Annotated in this window: 24 protein-coding genes; 9 read left to right on the forward strand and 15 right to left on the reverse strand. The window is 53.0% G+C overall.

From position 1 onward, the window contains the following. Position 1 precedes the first annotated feature (1 nt). From NM686_RS16670 to glgX, 6 genes are all read right to left on the reverse strand, one after another. Positions 2 to 379, reverse strand: a complete 378-nt coding sequence (locus tag NM686_RS16670) for a VOC family protein (RefSeq protein ID WP_255188979.1) — start codon at positions 377 to 379, stop codon at positions 2 to 4. Positions 380 to 433: 54 nt separating this feature from the next. Continuing rightward, positions 434 to 1,207, reverse strand: coding sequence for a hydroxypyruvate isomerase family protein (locus tag NM686_RS16675; protein ID WP_255188980.1), 774 nt, complete (start codon positions 1,205 to 1,207; stop codon positions 434 to 436). After that, entirely contained in the window at positions 1,207 to 2,085 is an 879-nt protein-coding gene (locus tag NM686_RS16680) for an NAD(P)-dependent oxidoreductase (RefSeq protein WP_255188981.1), read from the reverse strand. Before NM686_RS16680 ends, NM686_RS16675 begins: the two co-directional genes overlap by 1 nt. A 172-nt stretch (positions 2,086 to 2,257) precedes the next feature. Continuing rightward, entirely contained in the window at positions 2,258 to 2,803 is a 546-nt protein-coding gene (locus tag NM686_RS16685) for a nucleoside triphosphate pyrophosphohydrolase family protein (RefSeq protein ID WP_255188982.1), read from the reverse strand. Between the two features lie 209 nt (positions 2,804 to 3,012). After that, positions 3,013 to 5,292 (reverse strand): TonB-dependent receptor family protein, encoded by a 2,280-nt coding sequence (locus NM686_RS16690; protein WP_255188983.1) that lies wholly within the window; start codon positions 5,290 to 5,292, stop codon positions 3,013 to 3,015. A 188-nt stretch (positions 5,293 to 5,480) separates the two neighbouring features. After that, positions 5,481 to 7,649, reverse strand: coding sequence for a glycogen debranching protein GlgX (glgX, locus tag NM686_RS16695; protein ID WP_255188984.1), 2,169 nt, complete (start codon positions 7,647 to 7,649; stop codon positions 5,481 to 5,483). Positions 7,650 to 7,893: 244 nt separating this feature from the next. On the opposite strand from glgX, the gene NM686_RS16700 reads away from it, so the two are divergent. The 3 genes from NM686_RS16700 to NM686_RS16710 are packed head-to-tail and all read left to right on the forward strand — an operon-like array spanning position 7,894 to position 11,607. After that, a complete protein-coding gene (locus NM686_RS16700) occupies positions 7,894 to 8,523 on the forward strand; it encodes a DUF4912 domain-containing protein (RefSeq protein WP_255188985.1) in 630 nt (209 codons plus the stop codon). A 7-nt stretch (positions 8,524 to 8,530) separates the two neighbouring features. Then, entirely contained in the window at positions 8,531 to 10,135 is a 1,605-nt protein-coding gene (locus tag NM686_RS16705; protein ID WP_255188986.1) for a glycoside hydrolase family 57 protein, read from the forward strand. A 2-nt stretch (positions 10,136 to 10,137) separates the two neighbouring features. Beyond that, entirely contained in the window at positions 10,138 to 11,607 is a 1,470-nt protein-coding gene (locus NM686_RS16710; RefSeq protein ID WP_255188987.1) for an endonuclease/exonuclease/phosphatase family protein, read from the forward strand. A gap of 50 nt (positions 11,608 to 11,657) precedes the next feature. On the opposite strand, the gene NM686_RS16715 is transcribed toward NM686_RS16710, so the two are convergent. From NM686_RS16715 to gatC, 8 genes are all read right to left on the reverse strand, one after another. After that, positions 11,658 to 12,092: a DUF2721 domain-containing protein gene (locus NM686_RS16715; RefSeq protein WP_255188988.1), complete on the reverse strand. Its 435-nt coding sequence runs from the start codon at positions 12,090 to 12,092 to the stop codon at positions 11,658 to 11,660. Between the two features lie 22 nt (positions 12,093 to 12,114). Further along, positions 12,115 to 12,471 carry a hypothetical protein gene (locus tag NM686_RS16720; RefSeq protein WP_255188989.1) on the reverse strand — a complete coding sequence of 119 codons (357 nt, stop codon included), beginning with the start codon at positions 12,469 to 12,471 and terminating at the stop codon, positions 12,115 to 12,117. A 455-nt stretch (positions 12,472 to 12,926) separates the two neighbouring features. Then, positions 12,927 to 14,624: an O-fucosyltransferase family protein gene (locus NM686_RS16725; protein ID WP_255188990.1), complete on the reverse strand. Its 1,698-nt coding sequence runs from the start codon at positions 14,622 to 14,624 to the stop codon at positions 12,927 to 12,929. An 844-nt stretch (positions 14,625 to 15,468) separates the two neighbouring features. Further along, the gene (locus tag NM686_RS16730) at positions 15,469 to 15,669 is read right to left on the reverse strand and encodes a DUF433 domain-containing protein (protein ID WP_269021868.1); all 201 of its coding nucleotides are present in this window, start codon (positions 15,667 to 15,669) and stop codon (positions 15,469 to 15,471) included. A 63-nt stretch (positions 15,670 to 15,732) separates the two neighbouring features. Then, the gene (gatB, locus tag NM686_RS16735) at positions 15,733 to 17,172 is read right to left on the reverse strand and encodes an Asp-tRNA(Asn)/Glu-tRNA(Gln) amidotransferase subunit GatB (protein ID WP_255188991.1); all 1,440 of its coding nucleotides are present in this window, start codon (positions 17,170 to 17,172) and stop codon (positions 15,733 to 15,735) included. Between the two features lie 19 nt (positions 17,173 to 17,191). Next, positions 17,192 to 17,794, reverse strand: coding sequence for a Uma2 family endonuclease (locus tag NM686_RS16740; protein WP_255188992.1), 603 nt, complete (start codon positions 17,792 to 17,794; stop codon positions 17,192 to 17,194). A gap of 11 nt (positions 17,795 to 17,805) precedes the next feature. Next, positions 17,806 to 19,257, reverse strand: a complete 1,452-nt coding sequence (gatA, locus tag NM686_RS16745) for an Asp-tRNA(Asn)/Glu-tRNA(Gln) amidotransferase subunit GatA (protein ID WP_255188993.1) — start codon at positions 19,255 to 19,257, stop codon at positions 17,806 to 17,808. A gap of 8 nt (positions 19,258 to 19,265) precedes the next feature. Further along, the gene (gene gatC / locus NM686_RS16750; RefSeq protein WP_255188994.1) at positions 19,266 to 19,553 is read right to left on the reverse strand and encodes an Asp-tRNA(Asn)/Glu-tRNA(Gln) amidotransferase subunit GatC; all 288 of its coding nucleotides are present in this window, start codon (positions 19,551 to 19,553) and stop codon (positions 19,266 to 19,268) included. A gap of 105 nt (positions 19,554 to 19,658) precedes the next feature. Between gatC and NM686_RS16755 the strand changes: the two genes are divergently transcribed. From NM686_RS16755 to mltB, 6 genes are all read left to right on the forward strand, one after another. Next, positions 19,659 to 20,702 (forward strand): rod shape-determining protein, encoded by a 1,044-nt coding sequence (locus NM686_RS16755; protein ID WP_255188995.1) that lies wholly within the window; start codon positions 19,659 to 19,661, stop codon positions 20,700 to 20,702. A gap of 363 nt (positions 20,703 to 21,065) precedes the next feature. Next, entirely contained in the window at positions 21,066 to 21,959 is an 894-nt protein-coding gene (gene mreC, locus NM686_RS16760; protein ID WP_255190441.1) for a rod shape-determining protein MreC, read from the forward strand. Beyond that, a complete protein-coding gene (gene mreD / locus NM686_RS16765) occupies positions 21,946 to 22,437 on the forward strand; it encodes a rod shape-determining protein MreD (RefSeq protein WP_255188996.1) in 492 nt (163 codons plus the stop codon). The genes mreC and mreD overlap by 14 nt, the downstream gene beginning before the upstream one ends. Positions 22,438 to 22,439: 2 nt before the next feature. Then, positions 22,440 to 24,296, forward strand: a complete 1,857-nt coding sequence (gene mrdA, locus NM686_RS16770; RefSeq protein ID WP_255188997.1) for a penicillin-binding protein 2 — start codon at positions 22,440 to 22,442, stop codon at positions 24,294 to 24,296. Then, a complete protein-coding gene (rodA, locus tag NM686_RS16775; protein ID WP_255188998.1) occupies positions 24,286 to 25,416 on the forward strand; it encodes a rod shape-determining protein RodA in 1,131 nt (376 codons plus the stop codon). Before mrdA ends, rodA begins: the two co-directional genes overlap by 11 nt. A gap of 42 nt (positions 25,417 to 25,458) precedes the next feature. Further along, positions 25,459 to 26,436, forward strand: a complete 978-nt coding sequence (mltB, locus tag NM686_RS16780; protein ID WP_269021869.1) for a lytic murein transglycosylase B — start codon at positions 25,459 to 25,461, stop codon at positions 26,434 to 26,436. On the opposite strand, the gene thpR is transcribed toward mltB, so the two are convergent. Next, positions 26,394 to 26,963 carry an RNA 2',3'-cyclic phosphodiesterase gene (gene thpR / locus NM686_RS16785; RefSeq protein ID WP_255189000.1) on the reverse strand — a complete coding sequence of 190 codons (570 nt, stop codon included), beginning with the start codon at positions 26,961 to 26,963 and terminating at the stop codon, positions 26,394 to 26,396. The two genes, mltB and thpR, sit on opposite strands and share 43 nt — an antisense overlap. Between the last annotated feature and the right edge of the window lie 4 nt (positions 26,964 to 26,967).

The following is a 26,967-nucleotide window of genomic DNA, read 5'->3' on the forward strand; positions in this document are numbered from 1 at the left end:
TTCAGGCCGGGCGCTCGATGAATTCCAGCGCGTTGCCATCGCGGTCTCGGCAGAATAACGCCTTGCGCCCGGACACGCTGGTCGTGTAGGACATTCCGGCTTTCTCGAGCTCTTCCCGCAAAGCATCGACCGAACTGCAATGCAACGCAACGTGCCTGTCCCGGCCGCCATGGGCCGGACGGCCGATGGTAGGGTCTGGATTGTCCAGTTCCAGCAGATGAATTTGTTGCTCGCCGATTTGCAGCCAGGCCCCCGGAAAAGGCAAATTCGGCCGCTCGGTAGGTTGCATGCCCAGAACATCCCGATAAAACAGCAAGGACTGCTCGGTGTCGGACACGATCAAGCTGGCATGATGAATGGTGAGATTGAATTTGGACATGAGAGCGACCTGTGGTTTTAAGCGTGCGCATTATAACGCGGCCGAAGCATTGGCTTAATGAGTTTTCATCCAGGCAAAACTGTCGTAGCTCGTGCCGGCCGGCTTGTACTCGGCCCCCATCCAGCCACGATAAGGCGATCCGGCGATCAGGCCGAACAAGGTATCAAAGTCGACCGAGCCGGTACCGGGCTGGCCCCGCCCCGGGCAATCGGCAAACTGGATGTGGCCGATTTTGTCGATATGTTGTGTTAAAAAAGCGGCGCAATCTTCCCGCATCCGGCTCATATGATAAATGTCGTATTGCAGACCTAGCTTCGGATGGCCAACCTCGTTCAGAAGGGACAGCATTTTGGCGCTGCTGTCCACGATGAAACCCGGCATATCGTGGCTATTGACCGCCTCAAATACCGTCGTCACGCCAGCGGTGGCAAAAGTCTCCGCCGCATGGCGCAAATTGTCCCTCAAGGTTTGCAGATACTGTTCCAATCGTTGCGGCGCCAAGCAACGCCCCGGTAATACGTTGATCACGTCCGGCTGTAAAAGCCTGGCGTACTCGAGCGCTATCGCCACGGCCTCGCGAAACTGCGCCCGCTTTTCCGGCACTGCCGCCAGCCCTTCGCCACCTTGTAACAAGGTATCGGCATCGACATTGAACAACACCAGTTTCAAAGCGTGGCGTTGCAGCTGTTCCAGAATTTGCTCGGCCGGCAATTCGTATGGAAATTGGATTTCCACGGCTTCGAATCCTTGCTGTTTCGCGGCCTCGAAACGCTGCAGCAACGGCAGCTCGGTAAACAATAGACTCAGATTGGCGCTAAAACGCAGCATCAAGCTTCCCTATACAATTTGATCAAGGTCGAAGGGTCTTGATCGAGAAAGCCTTGGCTGCCGTGCAATTGCATCAACTGCGCGGCCAAGGCGGACATCGGTATGGCGCTATGCTGCCCTCTAGCCAGATCGGCCGCCATGTTCAAATCCTTCAACAGCGTTTTGACCCGCCATTTGATTGGTTCGAATTGATTGGCCGCCATTTCCGGACCAACAATCTGCAAGGGTTTGGAATCGGCAAAGCCGCCAGCCAGCGCTTCCGGAATTTTTGCGCCGTCGACGCCCGCTTGCTTGGCCAAAGCCATCATTTCAGCGATGACCAGCACATTACAGCTGACGATCATTTGATTGCAGATCTTGGTGATCTGACCGCTGCCGACGGGCCCCATGTGCGTCAAACGGCTATACAGCGGCTGCAAAACTTGCCTTGCGATCGCAATGTCATCCACTTCGCCGCCAGCCATGATCGCCAGCGTGCCTTGCTCGGCGCCGGCGGTGCCGCCGGAAACGGGGGCATCGACCCAGCGCATGCCACAGCGTTGTTCAAGCTTGGCGGCCAATTGCCGGGTAGTATCCGGGGCGATGCTGGATAAATCGATCACCAACTGATCTTTACGACCGTGCGGCAACACGTAACCGTTGACGATGCCCTCGACCACCGCAGTATCGGCCAAACACAGCACTATCACGTCGGAAGTCTGCACCAAATTGACGATGCTGCTGCAAACGCGCGCGCCCGCTTGCTCGACCGCCGTCAGTTTTTCCGGACTACGGTTCCAGACGTTGACCTGAAATCCGGCCCGTAGCAATCGAAGCGTCATCGGCTTGCCCATCAATCCAATGCCGATGAAGCCGAGCGTATAGTTTTGTGCGGTCATGATTTATCCTAGAAAACTCATTTTGTCCGCGAAACACACGAAAATCACGAAAAGTTTCATACCGTTATCAAACCTGAGAGCAGCACAGAACAGGTGAATCGATAAGCTTCATAACGCAATGATTGCTTTCGTGTATTTCGTGATTTTCGTGGACTTGCTGCCGTTTTCAGGTTTATTCGTAGAGCGCGTCGCTCAAATCCGGCGCTTCCGGCAAGGTTTCCTTGGCGATGCGTTGAGCATAATCATGACCGGCACTACCGCTACTGGTGCTGCTGCGCAGCAAATTGTCATGCACCATGTTGAATGCCTTGTCGAAATCCGCGTTGATGAAGCCGCGCGTCAATTGCTCGCAAATATTGTACAGCGCCGAATAATGAATGCTTTCGCCCGACGAGCAGTTGTTGATTTTGTCGGCCAAAACCCGCATCACCGACAATACCGAACCGTCCTGACGCCAATTTACAGAAGTAGCGATGACGTCGTCACCGCGGCAGGCGATCGCGGCCAAGGCGTTGTAGGCCAAATCGACCAAGCCCGCCAGAATCTTGGCCAAATCGCCCGAAGTGATGGCCTTGAAGGTTTCGCTGCCGCAGTCCATCAACAAGGCTTGGCGCATGACGATGTCCATGTCCGATAAATGCGCGGTCTCTGGATACTCGGGCTGCTCGATACCGAAGCGTTGATGAAATTCTCTGACTTTTTGTAGATGTTTGTTCATGGCATCACCCCTCAATTAGAACAAATGATGAGGCATGGTACAGGGCGAAGCGAAAAAGCGCAAAAAGGATGACCGGGCCCGAGGCGCCGGACAGGGGGCGTAAAGCAAGCCTCTGTTTTATAGGCCCTGATCCTAACCTTCTCCTGGAGAGAGAAGGTTAGGATTTAACTTTTACGCCCTCATCAAGGGCAGGTGATTCGTCACGAGACCTAGATATCGAAATCCAGTTCGAAACCGCCATAGGCGAATAACGGCATGCCCGGGCGCGGACCGTAAGGCTGGCGGGATACGATGTACTCTTCATTCGAGGCATTCTGCACGCCGCCCAGGATTTTCACGCCTTTGGCCACCTTGTAATAAGCCGATACGTCCATGATGGCGTATTCGTCGGTGGTGCCGAAACGTGAATCAGGCACACCCACACCGTTGACTTGCTGCTCGGTGTTGCTGGCACTGGTAAAGCTCGAACTGACATAGTTGGCCGCCACATCGACACCCCATTGCTGGAAATGTAAACCGGTGCCGAAACTCAACGCAAACTCTGGAATATAAGGCACTTTGTTGCCTTTTTTGCCATAACTGAAAATCGATTCGGCATCGGTTGAGGTGGCATCGTTCAACTGCTCGGTATCGGTATAGGTGAACGACACGAAATAAGGATTGCTAAAGCCCCAGCCAAAATCCTCACCGGCGTCATAATTCATCGCCACCTCTACGCCGCGAGTATCGACTTTGCCGAAATTTTCGCTCTGCCCCGTACCGGCACCGCCGATATTGTTCACGACCAGCAGATTTTCAAATTGGGTATAAAAACCCGTCACTTCCGCGCTGAACGCGCCGTGGGTATATTTGGTGCCCAATTCATAAGCATTGCTGGTCTCTTCACCCAACTGGTCAATGACCGAGTTTTGCGGACTCGGCGGCGAAAAACCGCGATGCGCACTGGCAAATACCATTACATCATCGTTGAAACGGTAATCCAGGCTACCGCCGCCGGCATACATATCCAGCGAGCTTCTGCCGTTGGTGTTTGGATTGAGATTATTCACATACTCTTGATTCAAATGCTCATAGCGAATACCCGGCGTGAATCCCCATTTGCCCCATTCCATGCGGTCTTTCAGGTAAAAAGCATAGGCGTTGGTCAGACCATAGCGGTCATCCTGACTACCTGGAGCACCCTCGACCACATTGGTAATGACACCTTGGTTGTTTTGGGTGTAACGGGTATCGTGCTGAAAACGCGCTTCCCGGTCTTCGTGATAGCGCATGCCACCGTTCAATTCATGGTGTACCTCGCCTGAATCGAAGCGGTAAGTCGCGGCGGTTTCCACCCCGCCCGCATAATAACTGCGGTTGTTATCCCTAACCCGTAAGCGGCAAGTCAAATCGCCTTTCAAACACGCCAACCCCGTGCCACCATAATCGCCGGCCAGGGAGCGCGCCAAATCCCGATTCACACCATTTATGCTGATGTCCTGCAATTTACTCCAATTTCTATCGAACTCTTTGTAATACGCCGTAGTGACGATATCCAGATTATCGGTCGGCGAAACGAAATAACGGGCAAAGCCGCCGAATTGTTCACTGTCGATATTGTCGAACCGGGTCGACGAATAGCGTCTATAGGGATCGTTACGAAAATCGGCTTCGCTCAAGCCCAGATAGGTTTCGTCGGCGTCCATGCTGGAATAACCGAATTTGACCTCCAATTTCTGATACATCGCCGTATTTGGCTCCCAGGACAAGCGCACCATGGGCTCGACCTGCTGGAACCCTGTTTGGTCGCTGTCTTTGAAATCGGGCGTGGTATCGATGCTTTTGAAACCGTCCGAACCGCGATAAAAACCCTCGACCAGATATCCCACCTTGCCGTGCGCGGTATCCAGGGTATCGCCGACAAAGCCCTGGGTACGGAATTCGCCGTAACTGCCGTAAATCGATTTCAGATAGGCCTTGCCTTCCAACGGAATCGGGGTCGACAAATAGTTCATCACACCGCCGGTGATGTGCGGGCCGTATTTGATCTGGCTGCCGCCTTTCAGCACTTCTATGCCGCTCATGCGCCCGGCCGCCGGATTGTAATAAGCCGCTGGCGCAGAGTAAGGCGCCGGCGCGACCATGACACCGTCTTCCATCACGGTGATCTTGGCGCTACGCGTGGTATCGACACCGCGAAAGCTGATATTCGGGAATAAGCCGAAACCGTCTTCCTCGCGAATATTCACGCCCGGCGCCTTGCGCAACATTCTGTTGACGTCGCCGTAACTTTGGTCGCGAATGTCTTCGGTGCCAAGGTATGTCGCGGATGCAGGCATATCCTTGGCATCTTCCGCGCTGCCAACCACGCTGACCATATCCAAAGCTTCCGCCTCGACCCTGTTCCCGTCCGCCTGCTTCATGTCGACAGTCGATTCCTCGGCCCGCGCCGCTCCCGCCGACAGCCAGACTAGCGACATCGCGGCTACCAATCGTTTAGGTTCAAACATATTTCATCCCAATAAATCAAATGTAAAGCCATGTAAAAATGGCTACATGATACATTTGACACCAATGAGAATCAATTTCATTTTCATGAAATAAAAACGACTGCCCGCTGCCTCGCCTTCTCGGCCGACACACCCAATAAACAAAAAACTACTTCAAGAACAAGACACTACCAACAGGCAAGCAAGCATCATCCATGACGCTCAAGCAACTTCATATGCACCAATTTGCTGAAAAAGCTTTGGTTTTTTTTGATGTGTAATTGTTGATGGTCAATATTTTCGAATATCACGACGGAACGCGCATCGACCCAATAGACGTCCTGCTCCAGCGGCTTTTGCAACTCGAGCGGAATGATGTCATCCGGTGAGTTCAGCGAAGTATCCACGGCCAAACACCAGGTTCTTTCCTCGATACTAGGCAAGTGCAGTTTATGTTTGTCGTCCGACATGTTCAGCATGACATGCAAGTCGGCATCGTTCTTGCCCACTCCGGCCAGGGTGAATATCAAGATACGACTGCCCGGATTGTCCCACTCCGGCGGCTGGCCCGGTTGCAAGCCATGCCAGGTGATATCGGCAATTCCCCTCTCCTCCAGAATAGCCCCGGTCAAAAAATTACGCCGCATCAGCGACGGATGCCGCTTCCTGAGCTTGATCATCGTCTGCACAAAACGCAACACATCGGCATTTCGCTCGCTATCCGCCCAGTTCAGCCAGCTTAGTTCATTATCCTGACAATAACAGTTGTTGTTGCCTTGCTGGCTGTGCAAAAACTCATCGCCGGCCAGCAGCATGGGCACACCATGACTCAGCAGCAATAACGCGAAAGCATTTTTGGCTTGTTTGCGACGCAGCGCCAATATGGCCGCATCATTGGTTGGGCCTTCGACGCCACAGTTATAGCTCAAGTTGTGATTGCAGCCGTCACGGTTTTGTTCTCCATTGGCCGCGTTATGTTTTTCGTTATAGCTGAATAAGTCGTTTAAGGTGAAGCCATCATGACAGGTAATGAAATTGATGCCGCTAATCGGCAGACGGCCTTGGCGTTCGTATAAATCACTACTACCACACAAGCGGGTTGCCACTTCGTTGATCACGCCGCCATCGCCGCGTAAAAATCGGCGCATCGCATCTCGATACAAACCATTCCATTCCCCCCAGCGGTAACCGGGAAAACTCCCCACTTGATACAAACCCGATGCATCCCAGGCCTCGGCGATCAATTTGGTTTTGGCCAGCTGTTGCGACAGCTCTATCCCCCAAACCACCGGCGGATCCTGCATGACGCGCCCGCCCTCCCCGCGCGCCAGCGCGCTGGCCAGGTCGAAACGAAAACCATCGACATGCATTTCCCTAACCCAGTATTCCAAACTGCTGACAATGAAATGACTGACCAGGGGGTGATTGGCGTTGACGGTATTACCGCAGCCGGTGTAATCGTGAAAGATGCGTTTATCTTCGCTGTCGGTCAGATAAAAGGTGTTGCCGTGTATCCCTTTGAAATTGATCACCGGGCCTTCCGCACCCGCCTCGGAGGTGTGATTGAATACCACATCCATGATCACGCCTATGCCGGCTTTATGCAGCGCCTTGACCAGATCGCGAAATTCCCGGATGTGCGTAGCCTGCTCCGGCGTGACGCAATAGCCGGGATGAGGGCTGAAAAAACTATGCGTGCTGTAGCCCCAATAATTTTTCAAGCCCAAATCCGCGGTATGCGGCGGCACGTCCTGCTCATCAAACGCCATCACCGGCAACAATTCCACATGGGTAATGCCCAATTGCTGCAAATACGGGATTTTCTCGATTAATCCGGCAAAAGTTCCCGGATGCTTCACCTTGGACGATGGATGCCGAGTAAAGCCGCCGACATGTAATTCATAGATGATGGCCTTTTCACTACGAATCGCCAGCGGCGTATCCCCTTCCCAGTCGTAATGATTGTCCGTCACCACAGCGGCTCTCATCGCGCAATGAACATTATTACCCGGCACGCAAGCCGCGCTGCGCTGCCAAAGTTTGTCGCTCACGGCTCTGGCCCAAGGATCCAATAGCAGTTTTTCCCGGTCGAAGCGCAAGCCGGACTCGCTGGTCATCGACGGCCCATCTATTCGCCAGCCATACCAGGTGCCCAGCGGCAATTGTTCGACGAAGACATGCCAGGAAAAGAACGTGTGATTTTTGTCTTTTTGCAGCGGAATGACTTGAAAGGGCTGCGGACTATCGGCACGCGCGAACAGCAACAACTCGACATAAGTAGCATGCCGGCTGGAAATGGAAAAATTGACCCCCTCGTCGCTGACATGTATGCCATGCGGATATGGATTGCCAGATCTTAATGTGTACTTTTTTTGCATGAGCGGTGCCGTAGGCGTTTGGTTACCGGCAATTTTACTGCAAACAGGGAAATAAGCCTTAATCTTGCGCAAATAATCCACAGCGGTTAGAGTTTAAGCAAATCCCTGCGCGGTATCGTCGATATAAGATCGCGTCTTTTTTCAGGGTTGTGCAAAAATCGGCTAATCCAACCAACAATCCATAATGCCCCTGACATCCGCCAATTTCCCTAACCGTATCACACTATCGCGGCAGGAAATGAGCATGATCAGTCAGAGCATCAGCCGCGACTTTTCTCCCCGCCTTTACGCCAGCCGGTCCGCGCCCAAGATCGAAGCACCGTTTTCCGCCCAGGAATTACTGGAAATCAGCCGACATATCAGCCGTGAATACGCGCCCAGCAGGGCAAGCCAGCAATCACGACTCGTACTGCTAGCCGTATCCCCCGAAAAGCTGCACGCCTATTGGCATATCGCCAAGCGCCGCCTGACTCAGGCCTTGAAACGCCTCGAACAGCCGGTGCCCATGACGCTGAGAATTTATACCGAAGCCAAGACGGAAGCGCAGACCGACACGGAAGCAAACCAGACTTCTCCTTCGGCAAACCAGGCGCAATGGTTCGACCTGACGATCAATCAAGTCACAGGTCAACAGGATATTTACCTGCCCGCACTACCCGATACGTCCACCCCGGTTCGCTATCGTGCCGCCCTGGGCGAAAGCCTTGGCGATAAGGTTTTCATTCCATTGGCCTATTCGAACATTGCCTCCGCCCCGCATTCGATACCGCAGGAAGAGTATCATGAGCTACCCAACGCGATTACAGAGTCTATAATGCAAGGCACACTCCCCGCGTCATCCAGCGGACAATCCGGCTTCGGTCAAGGAAAATAATGTTACGATGAACAAAGGTTACCTCGCCATCGTTCTCCACGCTCATCTTCCTTATGTGCACCATCCAGAGCACGATAGTTTTTTTGAGGAAAACTGGCTGTTCGAGGCCATCACCGAATGCTACCTCCCGCTGATCGCCATGCTGGAACGCTTGCGACACGATCAAATCCGCTATCGCTTGACCTTGTCGCTCTCGCCCACGCTTATCACGATGCTGCAAGACGAATTACTGCAAACGCGTTATTTACGGCATTTAAACCGGTTACTGGAGCTGGCGGAAAAAGAAGTAGATCGTACCGTCGATCAGCCCGAATTTCATGATTTGGCCAGGCGTTACCACAACGACTTCACCGAAGCACTGCACTGCTATCGGGACTGTTATCGTTGCGATCTGCTGGAAGCCTTGGCCCAGCATCAGCGTAGCGGCGACCTGGAATTGATCACCACGGCGGCGACACATGGTTTTTTGCCGCTGCTGAACGTCAGCGAGACAGCGGTACAAAATCAGATCAAAGTGGGCCTGAATACCTTCAGCGCGCGGTTCGGCTTCTCCCCCGAAGGTTTTTGGTTGCCTGAGTGCGCCTACTATCCGGGGCTGGAAACGATACTTAAGGACAACGGCATTCAATATTTTTTCGTCGATAGCCACGGCCTGATGGATGCCAGCCAATTACCACGTTATGGCGTGTATGCGCCGCTAGACTGTGGCAATGGCGTGATGGCCTTCGGCCGGGACCCGGCTTGTTCAAGGCAGGTCTGGAGCGCGAAAGAAGGCTATCCTGGCGACCCGGATTACCGAGAATACTACCGTGATATCGGCTTCGACTTGCCTTTGGACTATATCGGCCCGTACATTCTCGATGGCACCACACGCATCAACACCGGGATCAAATACCACCGCATCACCGGAAAACCGAGTCGGGAAAAAGAGATTTACATACCCGCCAAGGCCCAGGCCAAAGCCGGGACACATGCCACGGACTTCATTGCCAGGCGCCAGCGGCAAATACAGAGCCTGTCGGCGGAAATGGCTCAACCACCCATCATCGTGGCGCCTTACGATGCGGAATTATTCGGCCATTGGTGGCATGAGGGCCCGTTATGGCTGGAGCAGGTTCTACGTCTGGCCAGCCAAACCAGCGGCATTGAAACCGTCAGCTGTGGCGATTACTTGCAGCAATATCCCGAACAACAACAAGCGACGCCATCGGCCTCGACTTGGGGGGATCGGGGCTATTCCGATTTTTGGCTGAACGACAGCAATGCCTGGATTTATCCGTTATTGCATAAAGCCGGCAACGAAATGGAAAGACTGGTCGCGGATTTGCAAGGCTTGAAAATCAACGAATTGCAACAGCGGGCCCTGAACCAGGCCTTGCGTTCGTTACTGCTGGCGCAAGCGTCGGACTGGCCATTCATCCTGAAATCCGGCACAACCGCCGAATACGCCAGAAAGCGTGTGACCGATCATCTGGCACGCTTTAATTATTTACACGACTGCATCCGGAAAAATCGTATTGACGAGCGTTATCTCACCGCACTGGAAGTCATGGACGATATTTTTCCGGAGATTGATTTTCGCGATTACCGCGTTCCCGAACGCAAGGGGTAGCAATGGCCAACGTTGAATTACTGGCGGTGGAAAACACCGTAAATCGAAAGAAAACCGGCAGCCAGCAGGTATTACAGTTTTTGATGTCCATCGAAAATACCGACTGCCACAAGCAAGTCGATGTGATCTGGGCCGGACATGACGGGGTCTGGCACACCTTACCGGCCAAATACCAGGGGCGTCGCGGCGACCGCCACGAATTCTGGCAGGCGCGCGTTACGCTGAGCGCCAAATCGGACAAAAAATTACCCGGCGACATTCGTTTTGCCGTGCGCGCGCGCTGCAATACCGACGAACTCTGGGATAACAATCAAGGCTGGAACCACCATAGCCGCCACGGCAGCGGCTTGACCCTGGTTGGCGATTTACTGCTGCAAAATCTGACGTTCAAACATCGTTTGGATGAAGGGCAACAATTCGTGCAAATCAAAGTTGCCCTGAATCCCGCCCTCAATGCCGACAGCGTTTTCATACGCTGGACTAGCGACAACTGGAGACACAGCCACGAAACGCCCTGCCACCGCGAAAAACGGCAGAAACAAGAAGGCGCGCAGATTTGGAGCGTCCGCCTGAAAACAGCCGATATATTCGCGCTGGAATACAGTGTTTACTGCAAAACGCGTTATCAAGAACTGTGGGACAACAATCTCGGAAAAAACTATCGCATCAGCCGCGACCCACTGAAAGTGATGATTCTGAACTTGCATTGCTATCAGGAAGAGCGGCAAGACTACAAATTATCCCAAATCGCCACAGCCATCGACGAACTAGCCGTCGATGTCGTCTGTCTTCAGGAAGTCGCCGAACATTGGAACGACGGCCATGGCGATTGGGCATCGAATGCTGCCAACATCATCAATCAGCGCCTGAACCAATCCATGTATTTATATACCGACTGGTCGCATCTGGGTTTTGACAAATACCGCGAGGGCGTGGCGATACTGAGCCGTTATCCGCTGGAACAGACAGAGTCGCGCTATGTTTCGGAAAACCAGGACCCATACAGCATTCATTCGCGCAAAGTCGCAAAGAGCCAAATTCAGGTGCCTTATATGGGCGCCATCAATGTGTTCTCGGCCCATTTGAGCTGGTGGGAAGATGGCTTCAAACAACAGTTCGAGCGCTTGTGCCAATGGGCTGAAAGTCAACTGAACGACGAGGTAAAAACGACGTTGCTGTGCGGCGATTTCAACATCGCGGCCGGATCGCTGGGGTACCAGCAAGTCGTCAATGGCAACCGATACGAGGACCAATATCTGGCCGCCAATCATCACGGCCTGTTCGAACAGATCTTTCGCGTCAACGATCCGCACTGGGGCAACATGCTGGCCGACGACTACCGTATCGATTACATTTTCATGAACAAAGACAGCGACTTGCGAGTCACATCGGCCAGAGTGTTGTTCACCGACGGGGACTATGGCCAAGTTTCGGATCATTGCGGTTATTTGATGACCTTCGAGCCGAAATAGCTCTCCCGGCGTTGACCAACCTGCCTCATGCAAACTGACGCATAAGTTTGTTATTTGGCACTATCGACCGATTGTGTCGCCAACGCGATTTCGCGCAGAAAACTGGCCAGTCCGCAAATCAAGCTCAGCATCGCCGCGATGAACAACATCGCCACCACGTCGGACAAGTCCACGGCCAGTTGCACCGCGATGAACAACGAGGCGATCGAAAGGCAGACGCATAAGGCCGACAGCGTGCAGAGCGTAATAGCCCTGCGAATCCAGAGGGTGCGCTTGGACAAATTGCGGACTTCCCGCTTGCCCGTCTCGCCAAGAGACCCGCTATCCATCTCGTTGAGCCGGCGCATCCTGTCGATCGCCCGCCCCAACCTATTGGTCAGTACGGCCAGAATAGACCCGATGCCGGTCAGCAAAAATACCGGCGCCACGGCTTGCTGAATCGCCAGCGCCACGGTGGGCACGTCATTCAAGGACGAAATAGCCATTCAATAATCGGATGATGAAAGTCTATTGCGCTGGTTTTTGCATGCGTTTCAGCGTAATGGAAACCAAGCCGTCGCCCTTGATCAAGGTATCGTCGTCTTTGATCTTCCAGGCTTCTTCAGAATCGTCTTGTTTTTTCAGGACCAGGTATTTCTGGCTGCCCGACTCGCGCACGAAAATGTCTTGGTAGTCGGTGCGAATGCCATCCGAATCGATGTAATCGGGGCCTATGTAAACGGTTTTGCTACCCGCGACTTGGGCAAAGGTGTTCAATATTTCGACAGAAGATCCGACTTGCTCGGTATATTCCCCTTCGTAGCCGTGGTCACAGCCCGCCAAAATCGCCGCCAATCCCAATATCAAAAGTTGTTTTAGCTTCATGTGATCTCCTGTTTTGAGGGATTTTCGGTAATTTTGGGGTTTAGTGCAATTGGGAGGGAGATTTATTTATATTTTGGGGGAGCGTTGAGTCGCTATCGCGACGGATGTATTTAAAGTCGGTTCTCGGACCGACAGCCGAGGTACTTTTCTTTGCTTGTCCAAAGAAAAGTACCCAAAAGAAACGACACCCGGATGCCGCGTTAATCCTGCGCTCCTCAGGTTTGAGCGGGGTTTTCCGAAGGGGCTTCCCAGCCCCTACGTAAAACGCGATGCATCCCTGCATCGCCCCTATCGGGCTAATCCGCTCAAACCCTCCGGTACTCGGCGCGGCATAACGGGAGATAGCCGTCACGGAGCCAAAGCTAATTTGCATAAATTCACCAATCAGCTTACGCCTGCCGGGTTGCATAAGCATGAAAAACAACGCTGGCTATTTGCTTCGGTACACTCGCGACCTATTTTTGTGCATACCGTTTGACCCACGCAAAACGCCTATGATCTTTTGCCAACAAATGCTGAATGATCTCCTGGCGTTCTTTTCCTTTTTTCTTCTGCAGAATGCGCTTGATCTCAGAATCTTGATCGTTGGGTTTAGCGCCGCGTTCGATAGCCTTTTCGAACCATTCGTCACCTTCTCCGTAACGCCCCGTGTCATAACAGAGCGCGCCCATCAAAGTGTATGGGTTATGGCTATTCGGATAATGATTGATCGCTTCCAGAGCACACTGTTCGGCTTCGCTCAGCCGATCAAGATCGCGTAATGCGCCGCCACGAGTGGTGAACAACGCAGACCTTAATTTAGCTTCTTTCAACGAACGCAGTTGTTGCTGGTTATTGGTCAATTTTAAGGCCGACTCAGGTTGGTTGGCCTTGCGCCAATCAGCACTGGCATTAACGATATTCCAAAAGCCTTTTGTTCGCTTGAATTCGGCTTCAGCATGCAACGCTTCGAGACGATGATAAGTGACAAATATTTGGGTATTCGGACGGAATAGCTCTTCCGTTTCGAGCCAAGCCACCTCCTGGCCAGACAGTCGCTGACTGGCATTTAGTTTGACGAGTATCGAATACAGTGGGCTTTCAATGCTGTCGTTACGCTGGCGGACTTGGTAATCAATCTTTAAAGACAGAAAAATGATCTCTTCAAAATTGTGTTCCTTACACCAAACAATGTCATCGTCGGTTAAGCCATGGCCTTGTTTGACTTTGCTGGTTAGCGCGTCTGCTTTTGGTTTATAGATAAACTTGAGCGTCTCGATCAGCTTTCGCTTTTTTAAATAGTTGATATCCGGTTCAGTCAACGGTTTTTCATCGCGAAGCTTTCGCAAGACTTTAAACAAGTGTTGGCTTGGGTCATCCGATGCAAATTGGGTTGCGCGAAACTGCTTTTTGAGGGCGATAAATTCGAGTCTTTGAGCTGATTCCAATGCCGAAATGCACTGATATTTGACTAAAAACTCTTGTTCGATTTCCGCTGGTACTGAACCTTCCTCAAGTTTTTGCAGGATCAAACATAACTGGAAAAAATCCTCTACTGCTAATTCGGAGGCATTGCATTGATATCGACTAAATAATGACTTGGCACGCGGCTCTACGTAGTGAAATACTGAAAAGACCCTGTTCTGAACAATCCATAAATAGTCGATTACCGACAAGGACTGCTCCAAAGTGATTTTATTCAAGCGCTTGACAGAATTTTGATCAAACGAAATATCTTCGGTAATACCAAATTTTTCCTTGACTCTGATGAACGATAGGAAAAGCTTATAGCCCTTATCGATCAATGCTAATTCATTTTCTTCCAAGACCTCTCGGTTATGGACTTTAAAGAATACCAAAGCCCGCTCGGACTCTGGCGTTGGAACAGTTAAGACATGCGATCGTACGAATCGATTATGACGAAGTGATGCCAAATCATTCCGAACGGTTTCTGCAATTGCGACCCTGTAAGTTTCGATAATTTTCCGATTTTCTTCTTGGGTCTTAATGAGCGAAATCGTGTCATCAAGTTTTTGAGAATCAAGCCAGTCCCATTCGTTGCTGGTCAAGTTTTTAGCCAGTTCAGCTTTACGAAGAATAAAGTACAACGTACCAAGCGGGTCTTTGGGTAATTCAGCAGGAATCCGGTATTTCTCGAAAATGCTATCAATCATGTGTTGTCCATAAACGCGTTAAATGGGCTGAGCCGGTAGGCTGGGTAGAGCAAAGCGAAACCCAGCTTTAAATCTAGCATCACTGGGCTTCATTGTTATTCGACCCAGCCTACATCCACGATCGGTTTTCCTCCCGTTATGCCGCGCCGAGCACCGGAGGGTTTGAACGGACTAGCCCGTTAGGGGCGATGCAGGGATGCATCGCGTTTTACGTAGGGGCTGGGAAGCCCCTTCGGAAAACCCCGTTTAAATCCTTCGGCGCGCAGGATCAACGCGGCATCCGGGTGTCATTTCTTTTGGGACCTTTTCTTTGGACAAGCAAAGAAAAGGTTCTCGGCTGTCGGTCCGAGAACCGACTTTAAAATATCGTCGCGATAGTGACACAATTTATGCAGGAAACGCCTAACGGCTTATTCCGGCCTACCTATCTCAATAAGGCCGTAAGGCGGAAGCCGATAGGTGTTCCGCCGAATGATCGCCACTATGACAATTGGTGGATCGCCTATCGGCGTGCACCCTACAAACCTCACAATTATCTAAAAGGTTCAAAATTTACGATGGGTTTTCCTCCCGTTATGCCGCGCCGAGCACCGGAGGGTTTGAGCGGACTAGCCCGTTAGGGGCGATGCAGGGATGCATCGCGTTTTACGTAGGGGCTGGGAAGCCCCTTCGGAAAACCCCGCTCAAACCTGAGGAGCGCAGGATTAACGCGGCATCCGGGTGTCGTTTCTTTTGGGTACTTTTCTTTGGACAAGCAAAGAAAAGTACCTCGGCTGTCGGTCCGAGAACCGACTTTAAATACATCCGTCGCGATAGCGACTCAAAAACTATGAGCTCGATAAAGTTAGTTGCCGGCAAACGCCAAACAGGCCCTGATATCCTTCTCTTCCAATTCCGGAAAATCCTCCAATATCTCGGCTTCAGTCATGCCATCGGCCAACCATCCCAATACATCGTAAACGGTAATTCTGAGCCCTCGAATGCAGGGTTTGCCTCCCCTTTTTCCGGGCTCCAAAGTGATAATGTCACGGTAGTCAATCGCCATGGCAATAAAACCCTCAAAAAATTCGTAGCGACTAGGGTACAAACGATTTGTACCCCATTGCAATTAACCCTTCAACTTCGCGACAAGCATTTTGTTCACTTCCCCAGGATTCGCCTTACCTTGAGACGCCTTCATGACCTGGCCGACCAAGGCCATCAGCGCCTTGTCTTTACCGGACAGGTATTGCTCGACCGGCACGGGATTGGCGGCGATCACTTCGTCGACGATGGCTTCGATGGCGCCGGTATCGGTGATTTGTTTAAGACCTTCGGTTTCGATGATTTCATCCGCCGTCGCGCTGCCGTTCCACAGCTTGTCGAATACCTGCTTGGCAATTTTGCCTGAGATGGTGTTGTCGGCGATGCGTTTCAAAAGCCCAGCCAGACGGGCCGCATCGACCGGGCAATCGCCGATTTCGAGACCGGCTTTGTTCAGCGCGCCGAGCACGTCACCGGTCATCCAATTGGCCGCTAGTTTGGCTTCGCCGCCGGTTTCCGCGACGACTTTTTCGTAAAAGTCGGCCAGTTCGCGCGACGAGGTCAAGGTCGCGGCGCTTTCGCCATCCATGCCGTATTGTTCGATGAAGCGGCGCTTCTTCGCATCCGGCAATTCCGGCAATGTCGCGCGGATTTCTTGTTTCAAGGCTTCTTCGATTTCGACCGGCAGCAAGTCCGGATCGGGGAAATAGCGGTAGTCGTTGGCTTCTTCCTTGCTGCGCATCGAACGGGTTTCATCTTTATTGGCGTCGTACAGCCTTGTTTCCTGCACGATCTTGCCCTTGTTCTCCAGGATGTCGATATGTCGCTCGATCTCGTAGTTGATGGCTTTTTCGACGAAGCGGAAGGAGTTGATGTTCTTGATTTCGGTGCGGGTGCCAAATTCTTGCTGGCCTTTGGGGCGCACCGAGACGTTGGCGTCACAGCGGAAAGAACCTTCCTGCATGTTGCCGTCGCAAATCTCCAGATAGCGTACCAGTTCGTGCAGCTTGCGCATGTAGGCGACCGCTTCCTTGGCCGAACGCATGTCGGGTTCAGAAACGATTTCCAGCAGCGGCGTGCCGGCCCGGTTCAGGTCGATGCCGGTCAGGCCGTGAAAATCTTCGTGCAGCGATTTGCCGGCGTCTTCTTCCAGATGGGCGCGGGTGATGCCGACACGTTTGGTCACGCCATCGACTTCGATGTCCAGATGGCCGTTGCCGACGATGGGCAGTTCGTACTGGCTGATCTGATAGCCCTTGGGCAAATCCGGATAAAAGTAGTTCTTGCGGGCGAACACCGAGTACGGCGCGATCTGGGCATCGATCGCCAGACCGAAGGTCACGGCCTTGCGCACGGCGTCTTTGTTCAAGACCGGCAATACGCCGGGCAAGCCCAAATCGACCGCGCAGGCCTGGGTGTTGGGTTCGGCGCCGTAGGCGGTGGATGCGCCGGAAAAGATTTTGGATTTGGTGGATAACTGGGTATGGATTTCCAGGCCGATGACGGCTTCCCATTCTGAGTTCATTGATGATTTCCTTTAAAGCTTATTCGGCAAAAACGTCATTTAAATCGATTTGCAGTTCGGGGAATAAATACGGGGCGACAATTTCGTTTCCGGGGTACAAAGCGTGTAATTGATATTTACCGTTCTCGTCGAGCACAAACTGCTGCACGATTTGTTCATAAGGAAACACCAGCCAATATTCGGTCACGCCGCTTTCCTGATACAAATCGTATTTCAGACGAACTTCCTTACGGCTATTGCCGGGAGAAAGAATCTCGATAATCCAATCCGGCGCGCCGTCGCAGCCTTGTCCGGTGAGTTTTTCCTTGTCGCAGATCACGCATAAATCCGGCTGGACGACGCTGAAAACTTCGCGGTCTTTGCGCAAGGATTTGCGACGGTCGTAGAGTTTGACATCGAAGGGGGCAAAGTAGACATTACATTGCTTGTGTTTAAAGTGACTGCCCAGACTCAAAAACAAGTTACCGGCGACAGTTTGATGCCTCCTGCTCGGCGCCGGCGACATCGCCATGATCTTGCCTTTGATCAGCTCGACCGATTCTTCGAGCCGCCAGGTCAAGTAATCAGCATAGCTGTAAGTACCATTGGGATCGAGTTGCGACAGTTGCGTGATCGGCGCCATGTTGCCTCCCGCTATTCAAAGCCTTGGGGTATTTGTTGATGCCAATCGGTGACCTGCTGGTAACGATGGCCGATGTTCAGTAACTTGGCTTCGCCAAAGTAATTACCTATCACCTGCATACCAACCGGCAAACCGCCGACGAAACCGGCCGGGATGGCCAGCGCCGGCAGCCCCGCCAAGTTGATCGCAATCGTGTAAATATCTTCCAGATACATCTGTACCGGATCGCTGGTTTTTGCACCGATGCGGAACGCGGTGTCCGGCGTTACGGGCCCCATCAGCACGTCGACTTCCGCCAAAGCGCGTTTGAAGTCGTCGCTGATCAGCCGGCGCGCTTGCTGCGCTTTCAAATAATAGGCATCGTAATAACCGGCCGACAGCGCATAGGTGCCCATCAGGATGCGGCGTTTGACTTCGGCGCCGAAGGCCTCGCCGCGTGAGCGCGTGTAAAGATCGGTCAGATCGGCCGGATTTTCGCAGCGGTAACCGAAGCGCACACCGTCGTAACGCGACAGGTTGGACGAACATTCGGCCGAAGCGATCACGTAATAAGCCGGAATCGCCAGTTTCAGATTCGGCATCGACACTTCCTTGACCTGGGCGCCCAATTTTTCGAATTCGGCTACGGCAGCTTGAATCACGGCGCCGATGTGGCCGTCCAACTCGCCGCTAAAAAATTCCTTGGGCAAGCCGATTTTGAGGCCCTGCAAGTCATCGTTCAAACTGGCGCTGTAATCCGGAATGGGCTGATCGACGCTGGTCGAGTCTTTGGGATCGAAACCCGCCATGACCTGCAGCAACAAAGCCGCATCTTCGGCGCTACGCGCCATCGGCCCGCCTTGATCCAGACTGGAGGCATAGGCGATCATGCCGTAGCGCGAAACCCGGCCATAGGTCGGTTTCAAGCCGGTGATGCCGCAAAACGCCGCCGGCTGGCGAATCGAGCCACCGGTATCGGTGCCGGTCACGGCCGGCGCCAGACGCGCCGCCACGGCGACAGCCGAGCCGCCGGAGGAACCGCCGGGCACGCAATCCGCATTCCAGGGGTTGCGGGCCGGGCCGTAATAGCTGGTCTCGTTGGAAGACCCCATCGCGAATTCGTCCATGTTCAATTTGCCCAGCATCACCGCGCCGGCCCGGTTGAATTTGTCGACGACCGTAGCATCGTAGGGGGCGATGAAATTGTCCAGCATTTTCGAGCCGCAGCTGGTTTTGGTACCCAGGGTGCAGAAAATATCCTTCTGCGCAATAGGGATGCCGGTCAAGGCCGAAGCATCGCCTGCAGACAATCTCTGATCCGCCGCTTGCGCTTGTTGCAGAGCGCCCTCCTCGCTGACCGTGATGAAGGCGTTCAAATCCTGGTGCTGACGTACACGATTCAGAAACGCCTGTGTCAACTCCACGCTGGAAAATTCTTTACTGCGCAGCCCGGCTGCCAGCTCACTCAAGGTAAGGTTATGCATATTCGTTCTTATTCGATGACTTTGGGAACCAGATACAATCCAGCTTCGGTTTGCGGGGCAATAGCCTGAAAGTGATCGCGCTGATCATTTTCCGTGACGACATCTTCACGTAAGCGTTGCATTTGATCGAGCGGGTGAGCCATGGGTAGCACACCGGTAGTGTCGGTCTGCCCCATTTGCGTCATCAAATCCAAGATGTTAGACAAATCACTGGCGTACCCGCCTATTTGCTGTTCGTCAATACCCAACCTGGCGAGGTGGGCGATTTTTTTCACGTCACTGGCCGTCAACGACATCTGTAAGCTCCATGTTAAGTAATTCAAATATCATACTTTATATCTTGCTCAACTGCCCGCTTGATTGATAAAGTAGCGGGATTTTCTGTGCGCTTTGGTGTAATCATGTTCAAACGAATTCGCGGCCTCTTTTCTAACGATTTATCCATCGATTTAGGTACGGCAAACACGCTTATCTACGTTCCAGGCCAAGGCATCGTCCTCAACGAACCCTCCGTCGTCGCCATCAAGGAAGACAAAATTCGCGGCCAGAAAACCATCGCGGCCATCGGCGCGGACGCCAAAAGCATGCTGGGCCGCACGCCAGGCAACATCACTGCGATTCGCCCCCTGAAGGACGGCGTGATCGCCGATTTCGCCGTCACCGAACGCATGCTGCGGTTTTTTATCAAAAAAGTCCATGAAAACAAACTATTGCGCCCCAGTCCGCGCATTCTGATCTGCGTGCCCTGCGGCTCCACCCAGGTTGAACGTCGGGCGATTCGCGAATCCGCCGCCATGGCCGGCGCACGCGAAGTCTATTTGATCGAAGAACCCATGTCCGCTGCGGTCGGTGCCGGCCTGCCGGTCGATACGGCACATGGCTCGATGGTACTGGACATCGGCGGCGGCACATCAGAAGTGGCGGTGATTTCGTTGAACGGCATCGTCTATTCGGCGTCGGTCAGAATCGGCGGCGACCGTTTCGACGAATCCATCATCAGCTATGTGCGCCGCAATTACGGCACGCTGATCGGCGAAGCCACGGCCGAAAAAATCAAGCACGAAATCGGCGCCGCCTACCCCGGCAGCGAAGTGCGTGAAATGCAAGTGACCGGCCGCAACCTAGCCGAAGGTGTGCCGCGCAGTTTCTCGCTGAATAGCAACGAAATCCTGGAAGCCCTGCAGGAACCTTTGTCCGGCATCGTCAGCGCGGTCAAAGTCGCGCTGGAACAAACCCCGCCTGAATTGGGCGCGGACGTCGCCAGCCGCGGTATCGTATTGACGGGCGGCGGCGCATTGCTGAAAGACATCGACCGCTTGATCGCGGAAGAAACCGGTCTGCCGGTGTTCATCGCCGACGATCCATTGACCTGCGTGGCCAGAGGCGGCGGCATGGTATTGGAAATGCTGGACAAAAGAGGCGCCTCCGCGTTTTCTCTCGAATAAACCTTATAGGCTTTACTCTGAAAGCCAGTGTAGGAGCGACGAGGGCGTCGCTCCAAAAACTTTCATTTGCAGAGGTGATGTCGAGTATCTACATGGACATATTCACGGCATCCTGCCTGGCAAGCAACCGCCCCCTGAGATGCTGCTTTTATGGGTCAGGGCGAAGCAAAGGCTTCATGAGGGTTACGATCTAAAAGACTAAATCAGCCTTATCTCGAAGACAAACCAATGATTTGGATTGTCTTTTCCGCATGATTTTCCAAAATTGACCGCAGCATCTGCCGTATTCCTTGCTATGGTAATATTGCGCTTCTTTTTTCAAGACGCCACCAACGTCGATTCAATCTGATTAGAGGTTTTGCCATAAAACTTTTATTTGCCCAAGGTCCTTCGCTGAATACGCGTCTGTTGGTAGCGGTAATGGTTGCGATCGCTTTGTTGGTCACGGATTTCCGCACGCAGCAGCTAAACCCATTGCGCTCGCTGCTGTCCATGCTTACGTATCCGCTGCAAGTCATCGCCAGCATGCCGGTCGACACGGTCAAATCGATGTCCGAGACGGTAGTTTCTTATGTCGAGCTACAAAAAGAAAACCGGCGCCTGAAGGAAACCCAACTCATCAACGATGCCAGGCTGCTGAAACTGGCCGCCCTGGAAAAAGAAAATATTCGTTTGCGCATGTTGCTGGAAAACTCGTTTCAACTCGGCGAACAAGTTTTGATTGCCGAATTGTTATCGGTAAAACTGATGCCCTACGAACACACCGTGGTGGTGAACAAAGGCACGCGCTTTGGCGTGCATCCCGAGCAACCCGTGCTCGACGCCAACGGCGTCGTCGGACAAGTAGTGCGCGCCCTGCCCTCCAGCGCGGAAGTCATGCTGATCACCGATCCCGATCACGCCATTCCAGTGGAGGTCAATCGCAACGGTTTACGCACGATCGCTTTTGGCACAGGCCAGCCCAACCGGCTACAACTGCCTTTTTTAGCCAAAAACGCCGACATTGTGCCGGGCGACTTATTGGTCACATCTGGCCTGGGCGGCGTTTTTCCGGCCGGCTATCCGGTCGCGGTCGTCGATAAATTCGAGACCCGCCCGGACAAATCGTTTGCCAACATTTATGCCACACCCAAAGCCCAACTGGAAACCAGCCGGGAGTTTTTGATCGTTTGGAGCGACTCCACCCCGGTGGTGTTGGACGGTAAAAAGCCAGAGGCCGAATCCGAAACCAATCAAGACGCTAATGTCCAGCCATAGCCCATTTGCTCTCCCGTACTTCCTGTTCACCATGGCCGCTGCGATGGCCTTGAGAGTCATGTCGATATTTCCCGATATAGACTTATTCAATCCGGACTGGGTCGGGCTAGTATTGATTTACTGGTGTATCGCTTTGCCGCAACGTTTTGGCGTATTCACCGCGTTTTGGGTTGGTTTGCTGACCGACGTACTGACCGGCCACTTGCTGGGCCAATACGCACTGATTTATGCGTTGATTAGCTATCTGAGCATACGCGAACACAAACGCTTACGCCAATTCCCGCTGGTACAGCAATGTTTGTTCGTAATGTTTTGCCTGATGTGCTCCCAAAGCCTGCTATTTGGCATGGAGAGCATGCAAGCTGCCAATCGCCTGCCGTTGTCGTTCTGGTACCCCGTGCTTTCCGGTACATTTGCCTGGCCCTTCGTCTTTTGGGCTTTACGCACGATTCGGGTTCTAGCACGCATTAGCGAATAGACATGGATAGAAAATTCGCCATCAAAGACCCTCTGGCGGAAAACCGCGTATTTCTGAGCCGCATCGTAGCGGCTTTCATGCTGATCCTCTTGATGATCGCGGGCCTGATCATCAGATTGGTCTATTTGCAGATTGTTGGTCACGAACATTACGCCACCCTGTCCAAGGACAACCGGGTCAAGATTTCGCCATTGCCCCCCACCCGCGGCATCATCTACGACCGTCAGGGCCGCATGCTGGCGGAAAACGTGCCGACCTACAGCCTGGAACTCATCCCGGAGCAGATCAAGAACCTGGACGAAACCCTGGCCAAACTGCAAACGCTGCTGAACATTCCCGCCGAAAAGATCGAGCAGTTTCACAAGCAGCGCAAACGCAACAAATCGTTTACCACCACACCCTTATTGCAAAATCTGTCCGACGAGGAAGTCGCCAAATTCGCCGTTGTCCGCCCTTATTTTCCGGGGGTCGATGTCTATGCGCGCCTGGTGCGCCATTATCCCTACGGCGAACTGGCGGCTCACGTCGTGGGCTACGTCGGCCGCATCAACGAACAGGAACTCAAAACCCTGCCGACCGCCGAATACAGCGGCACCGACATCATCGGCAAAAACGGCATCGAAAAAGCCTACGAATCGCATCTGCTCGGCACTGCGGGTTATGAAGAAATCGAAACCAATGCCCAGGCACGCGCGGTCAACACGCTAGCCACCGTCGAATCCATTGCCGGCTCCAACATCTATCTGACCCTGGACATCGATTTACAGAAGATCGCTTACGATGCCTTAAGCGAATATAACGGCGCGGCGGTGGCCATAGACATCAAAACCGGCGGCGTGCTGGCATTCGCCAGCCGGCCAGGATTCGATCCCAACCCGTTCGTGACCGGGATTTCCAGCAAGGATTACAAAGCCCTGCAGGACTCGCCAGATCAACCGCTTTATAACCGGGCATTGCGCGGTTTATATCCGCCCGGCTCGACGGTCAAGCCCTTTTACGCCCTGGCCGGGCTGGAATACGGCGTCATCGATTTCGGCCATCGTCTGTATTGCCCCGGCTACTACCGCCTGCCCAACGTGGATCATAAATACCGCGACTGGAAAAAGTGGGGACACGGCATGGTCGACATGAACGAAGCCATTACCCAATCCTGCGACGTGTATTTTTATGATCTAGCGCTGGCTCTGGGCATAGACCGCATGTCGGACTTCATGCGTCAGTTCGGTTTCGGCGAAAAAACCGGCATCGATTTGGTCGGCGAAATCAGCGGCCTGATGCCGTCAAAAGACTGGAAAAAACGCCACCGCAACCGTCCCTGGTATCCTGGCGAAACCCTGATTACCGGCATTGGTCAGGGTTATATGCAAGTCACGCCGCTGCAACTGGCCCATGCCACCGCCACGCTGGCCAATTATGGCAAAGTGGTTACGCCACATCTGGTACAGGAAATCATCACGCCGGATTACGCGACACCGCCTGAACTGGCGCCCGAAACCAGAATTCCGCTGACCAAGAAATATGTGGACAACATCATCTACGCCATGACCAACGTGGTACACGGCAATCGCGGCACGGCTGGCCGCCTGGCCAAAGCCATCAATTATCAGATCGCCGGCAAGACCGGCACCGCGCAGGTCTTTACCGTCAAACAGGAAGAAAAATACAACGAAGACGCCATCGACTTCAAAATGCGCGACCATGCCTTGTTCATTGCCTTTGCCCCCGTCCACGATCCCAAAATTGCTGTCGCCGTGGTCGCCGAACATGGCGGTCATGGCGGCTCGGTGGCCGCGCCCATCGCCGGGGAAATCATCGATGCTTATCTGAATCCGAAAAAGGCTGCCACCCATGAAAAATGAAATGCGCATCGAGCAATTTCAGTCGCCGTCATTACTGGGCAATCTGCTGCGCAAGTTGCATATCGATATTCCGTTGTTTTTGACACTGCTTTTGATTTGTTCGCTGAGTTTCGTGATTTTGTATAGTGCCGGCGGCCAAAACATGGCCTTGTTGATGCGCCATGCCAGCCGCACGGGCTTGGCCATGCTGTTGATGATCGTTCTGGCGCACGTCAATCCGCGGCGGTTTCAAACTTTTTCCGTGGCTTTTTTCGTGGCTTGCGTGATGCTGTTACTGGCGGTTGCCGTCATGGGCCAAATCAGCATGGGCGCGCAACGCTGGCTGGATCTCGGATTTTTTCGCTTTCAACCGTCGGAATTCACCAAAATTGCCGCCCCGATGATGGTGGCGTGGTATTTATCCGAACATTCGCTGCCACCCAAGCCGAAGCAAGTGTTGGCGGCCGGCATATTATTGGCCATACCGGTATTATTGATCGCCAAACAACCGGATCTAGGCACCTCGTTGCTGGTTGCCAGCTCTGGCGCGGCCGTGCTGTTCTTTGCCGGCTTGTCCTGGTGGCTAATCCTGGGCATCATCTCGATTCTCGCGGCATTGACACCGGTGTTATGGCATTTCATGCGCGAATATCAACGCAACCGCGTGCTGACTTTCATCAATCCCGAAGCCGATCCGATGGGAACGGGCTACCACATCATTCAATCCAAGATTGCGATCGGTTCCGGCGGCATCAACGGCAAAGGCTGGCTGGGCAGCACGCAAGCCAAGCTGGACTTTTTACCAGAAAGCTCTACCGACTTCATTTTTGCGGTGTTCGCGGAAGAATTCGGCCTGTTCGGCTGCGTCGGCCTGTTGTTCCTGTACTTGCTGGTCATCAGCCGCTGTTTCTATATCGCCGTGCAAGCGCAAGATACCTATTGCCGCCTATTGGCCGGCAGCCTGGCCTTCACGTTTTTTGTCTATGTGTTCGTCAATATCGGCATGGTCATCGGAATTTTGCCGGTGGTTGGGGTGCCGTTGCCGCTGATCAGCTACGGCGGCACCTCGATGGTGACACTGATGGCGGGTTTTGGCATATTGATGTCGATACATACGCATCGGAAGCTGTTACCGGTTTGATCGACAAAAATTATCGTCTTTTATAAACTTTGAATTCTGCTTATGTCATTTCGCCTTTTACTCCTATTCATTTTGTCGTTATTTGTGCCAGCCGCATCGGCCGCGATTACCGAAACCGATTCGTTCAAGCGCTTCGTCGCCCAGATGGTCAAGCAACATCATTTCAACGAAACCGAACTACGCCATTTATTTCAAGCGGTCAACATCCAGCAGCCGATTCTGGATGCGATGGCCAAACCGGCGGAAGCCAAACCCTGGTATCAATACCGCGAGATATTCATGACCGAATCGCGCATAGCCGGCGGCGTGCAATTCTGGCGCGATAATGAAGCGGCCTTGAGAGCAGTCGAACAACAATACGGCGTGCCGGCCGAAATCGTCATTGCCATCATCGGCGTCGAAACCAAATACGGCGCCTTTACCGGCAAATACCGGGTCATCGATGCCTTGGCGACCCTGGGCTTTGCTTACCCATCCCGTAGCGAATTCTTCTTGAAAGAATTGGAAAACTTCCTGTTATTGAGCCGTGAAGAACATATCGACCCATTACAGCCTATGGGTTCCTATGCCGGCGCGATGGGGCTGTCTCAATTCATGCCCAGCAGCTACCGGGCCTATGCGAAAGACTTCGATCTGGACCATAAACGCGACATTTGGCAAAACAGCAGCGATGCGATCGCCAGCGTGGCAAATTACTTCGTAGCCAATGGCTGGCAACGCGGCGGCGCCATCGCTTTTCGGGTCAACGCTCGCAGCGATGCATACCGCAGCGCGTTGAGCAAAGGCGTCAAGCCCGATATGTCGATAGGACAATTGCGTAAACTTGGCATTACCACACCGTCACAACTTACCGATAGCGAAAATGCAAAATTACTGAGCTATCCCTTGCTAGATGGCGAAGAGCTTTGGCTGGGCTTGCATAATTTCTATGTCATCACCCGCTATAACCATAGTCCGCTTTATGCCATGGCGGTATTTCAATTGAGCCAGGCGATACGCGACAAAAAACTGCACGACTGATTGGCGTCAATCGTAATGGCTGGAGCGCTCTGCCAGCGCTTCAGCACCCTATATTCCACGCCAGCCGGCGTAGAACAGGATTCCACCAGACAAAATCCGTCGATTTGCCAGCCTATGGGTTCAAATGCAATTTCAGGTAGGAATTTGGCTTTACGCAACAAGGTCACATGTGGCGTGTAAGGCCGCCGGTCGACCTCGATTTCGTGTTGAATGGCAGCGGCGTTGAGTTGTTCGACCAAACTCGATACCGCCGTATCGAATTGCTCCGCGCACAAACAAACCACGGCGGGCTTTTTCCAATACTGGAGTCGGTCAAACATCAGACGCATCGGCTCGACGACTATATTGTCGGCAGCCTGCATCATGGCAGCTTGCTGTGCTTCGTCCAGGTTCCCCAAAAAAACCAGCGTGGCATGCACATTCATGGCTGAGACAGGCCTGCCATACCCTCTCAGACTGCGAACGATTTTTTGAAATCGCTGCCGGGTATCGTCATCCGGCCAAAGGGCAAAGAATAGCCGCTTCATGACC

It is taken from the genome of Methylomonas rapida (assembly GCF_024360925.2).
GTDB classification, from domain to species: domain Bacteria; phylum Pseudomonadota; class Gammaproteobacteria; order Methylococcales; family Methylomonadaceae; genus Methylomonas; species Methylomonas rapida.

Bases quoted from the DNA above. Each gene is read 5' to 3' on its own strand.
- NM686_RS16670 (WP_255188979.1), bottom strand. From the start codon at position 379: ATGTCCAAATTCAATCTCACCATTCATCATGCCAGCTTGATCGTGTCC.
- NM686_RS16675 (WP_255188980.1), bottom strand. From the start codon at position 1,207: ATGCTGCGTTTTAGCGCCAATCTGAGTCTATTGTTTACCGAGCTGCCG.
- NM686_RS16680 (WP_255188981.1), bottom strand. From the start codon at position 2,085: ATGACCGCACAAAACTATACGCTCGGCTTCATCGGCATTGGATTGATG.
- NM686_RS16685 (WP_255188982.1), bottom strand. From the start codon at position 2,803: ATGAACAAACATCTACAAAAAGTCAGAGAATTTCATCAACGCTTCGGT.
- NM686_RS16690 (WP_255188983.1), bottom strand. From the start codon at position 5,292: ATGTTTGAACCTAAACGATTGGTAGCCGCGATGTCGCTAGTCTGGCTG.
- glgX (WP_255188984.1), bottom strand. From the start codon at position 7,649: ATGCAAAAAAAGTACACATTAAGATCTGGCAATCCATATCCGCATGGC.
- NM686_RS16700 (WP_255188985.1), top strand. From the start codon at position 7,894: ATGATCAGTCAGAGCATCAGCCGCGACTTTTCTCCCCGCCTTTACGCC.
- NM686_RS16705 (WP_255188986.1), top strand. From the start codon at position 8,531: ATGAACAAAGGTTACCTCGCCATCGTTCTCCACGCTCATCTTCCTTAT.
- NM686_RS16710 (WP_255188987.1), top strand. From the start codon at position 10,138: ATGGCCAACGTTGAATTACTGGCGGTGGAAAACACCGTAAATCGAAAG.
- NM686_RS16715 (WP_255188988.1), bottom strand. From the start codon at position 12,092: ATGGCTATTTCGTCCTTGAATGACGTGCCCACCGTGGCGCTGGCGATT.
- NM686_RS16720 (WP_255188989.1), bottom strand. From the start codon at position 12,471: ATGAAGCTAAAACAACTTTTGATATTGGGATTGGCGGCGATTTTGGCG.
- NM686_RS16725 (WP_255188990.1), bottom strand. From the start codon at position 14,624: ATGATTGATAGCATTTTCGAGAAATACCGGATTCCTGCTGAATTACCC.
- NM686_RS16730 (WP_269021868.1), bottom strand. From the start codon at position 15,669: ATGGCGATTGACTACCGTGACATTATCACTTTGGAGCCCGGAAAAAGG.
- gatB (WP_255188991.1), bottom strand. From the start codon at position 17,172: ATGAACTCAGAATGGGAAGCCGTCATCGGCCTGGAAATCCATACCCAG.
- NM686_RS16740 (WP_255188992.1), bottom strand. From the start codon at position 17,794: ATGGCGCCGATCACGCAACTGTCGCAACTCGATCCCAATGGTACTTAC.
- gatA (WP_255188993.1), bottom strand. From the start codon at position 19,257: ATGCATAACCTTACCTTGAGTGAGCTGGCAGCCGGGCTGCGCAGTAAA.
- gatC (WP_255188994.1), bottom strand. From the start codon at position 19,553: ATGTCGTTGACGGCCAGTGACGTGAAAAAAATCGCCCACCTCGCCAGG.
- NM686_RS16755 (WP_255188995.1), top strand. From the start codon at position 19,659: ATGTTCAAACGAATTCGCGGCCTCTTTTCTAACGATTTATCCATCGAT.
- mreD (WP_255188996.1), top strand. From the start codon at position 21,946: ATGTCCAGCCATAGCCCATTTGCTCTCCCGTACTTCCTGTTCACCATG.
- mrdA (WP_255188997.1), top strand. From the start codon at position 22,440: ATGGATAGAAAATTCGCCATCAAAGACCCTCTGGCGGAAAACCGCGTA.
- rodA (WP_255188998.1), top strand. From the start codon at position 24,286: ATGAAAAATGAAATGCGCATCGAGCAATTTCAGTCGCCGTCATTACTG.
- mltB (WP_269021869.1), top strand. From the start codon at position 25,459: ATGTCATTTCGCCTTTTACTCCTATTCATTTTGTCGTTATTTGTGCCA.
- thpR (WP_255189000.1), bottom strand. From the start codon at position 26,963: ATGAAGCGGCTATTCTTTGCCCTTTGGCCGGATGACGATACCCGGCAG.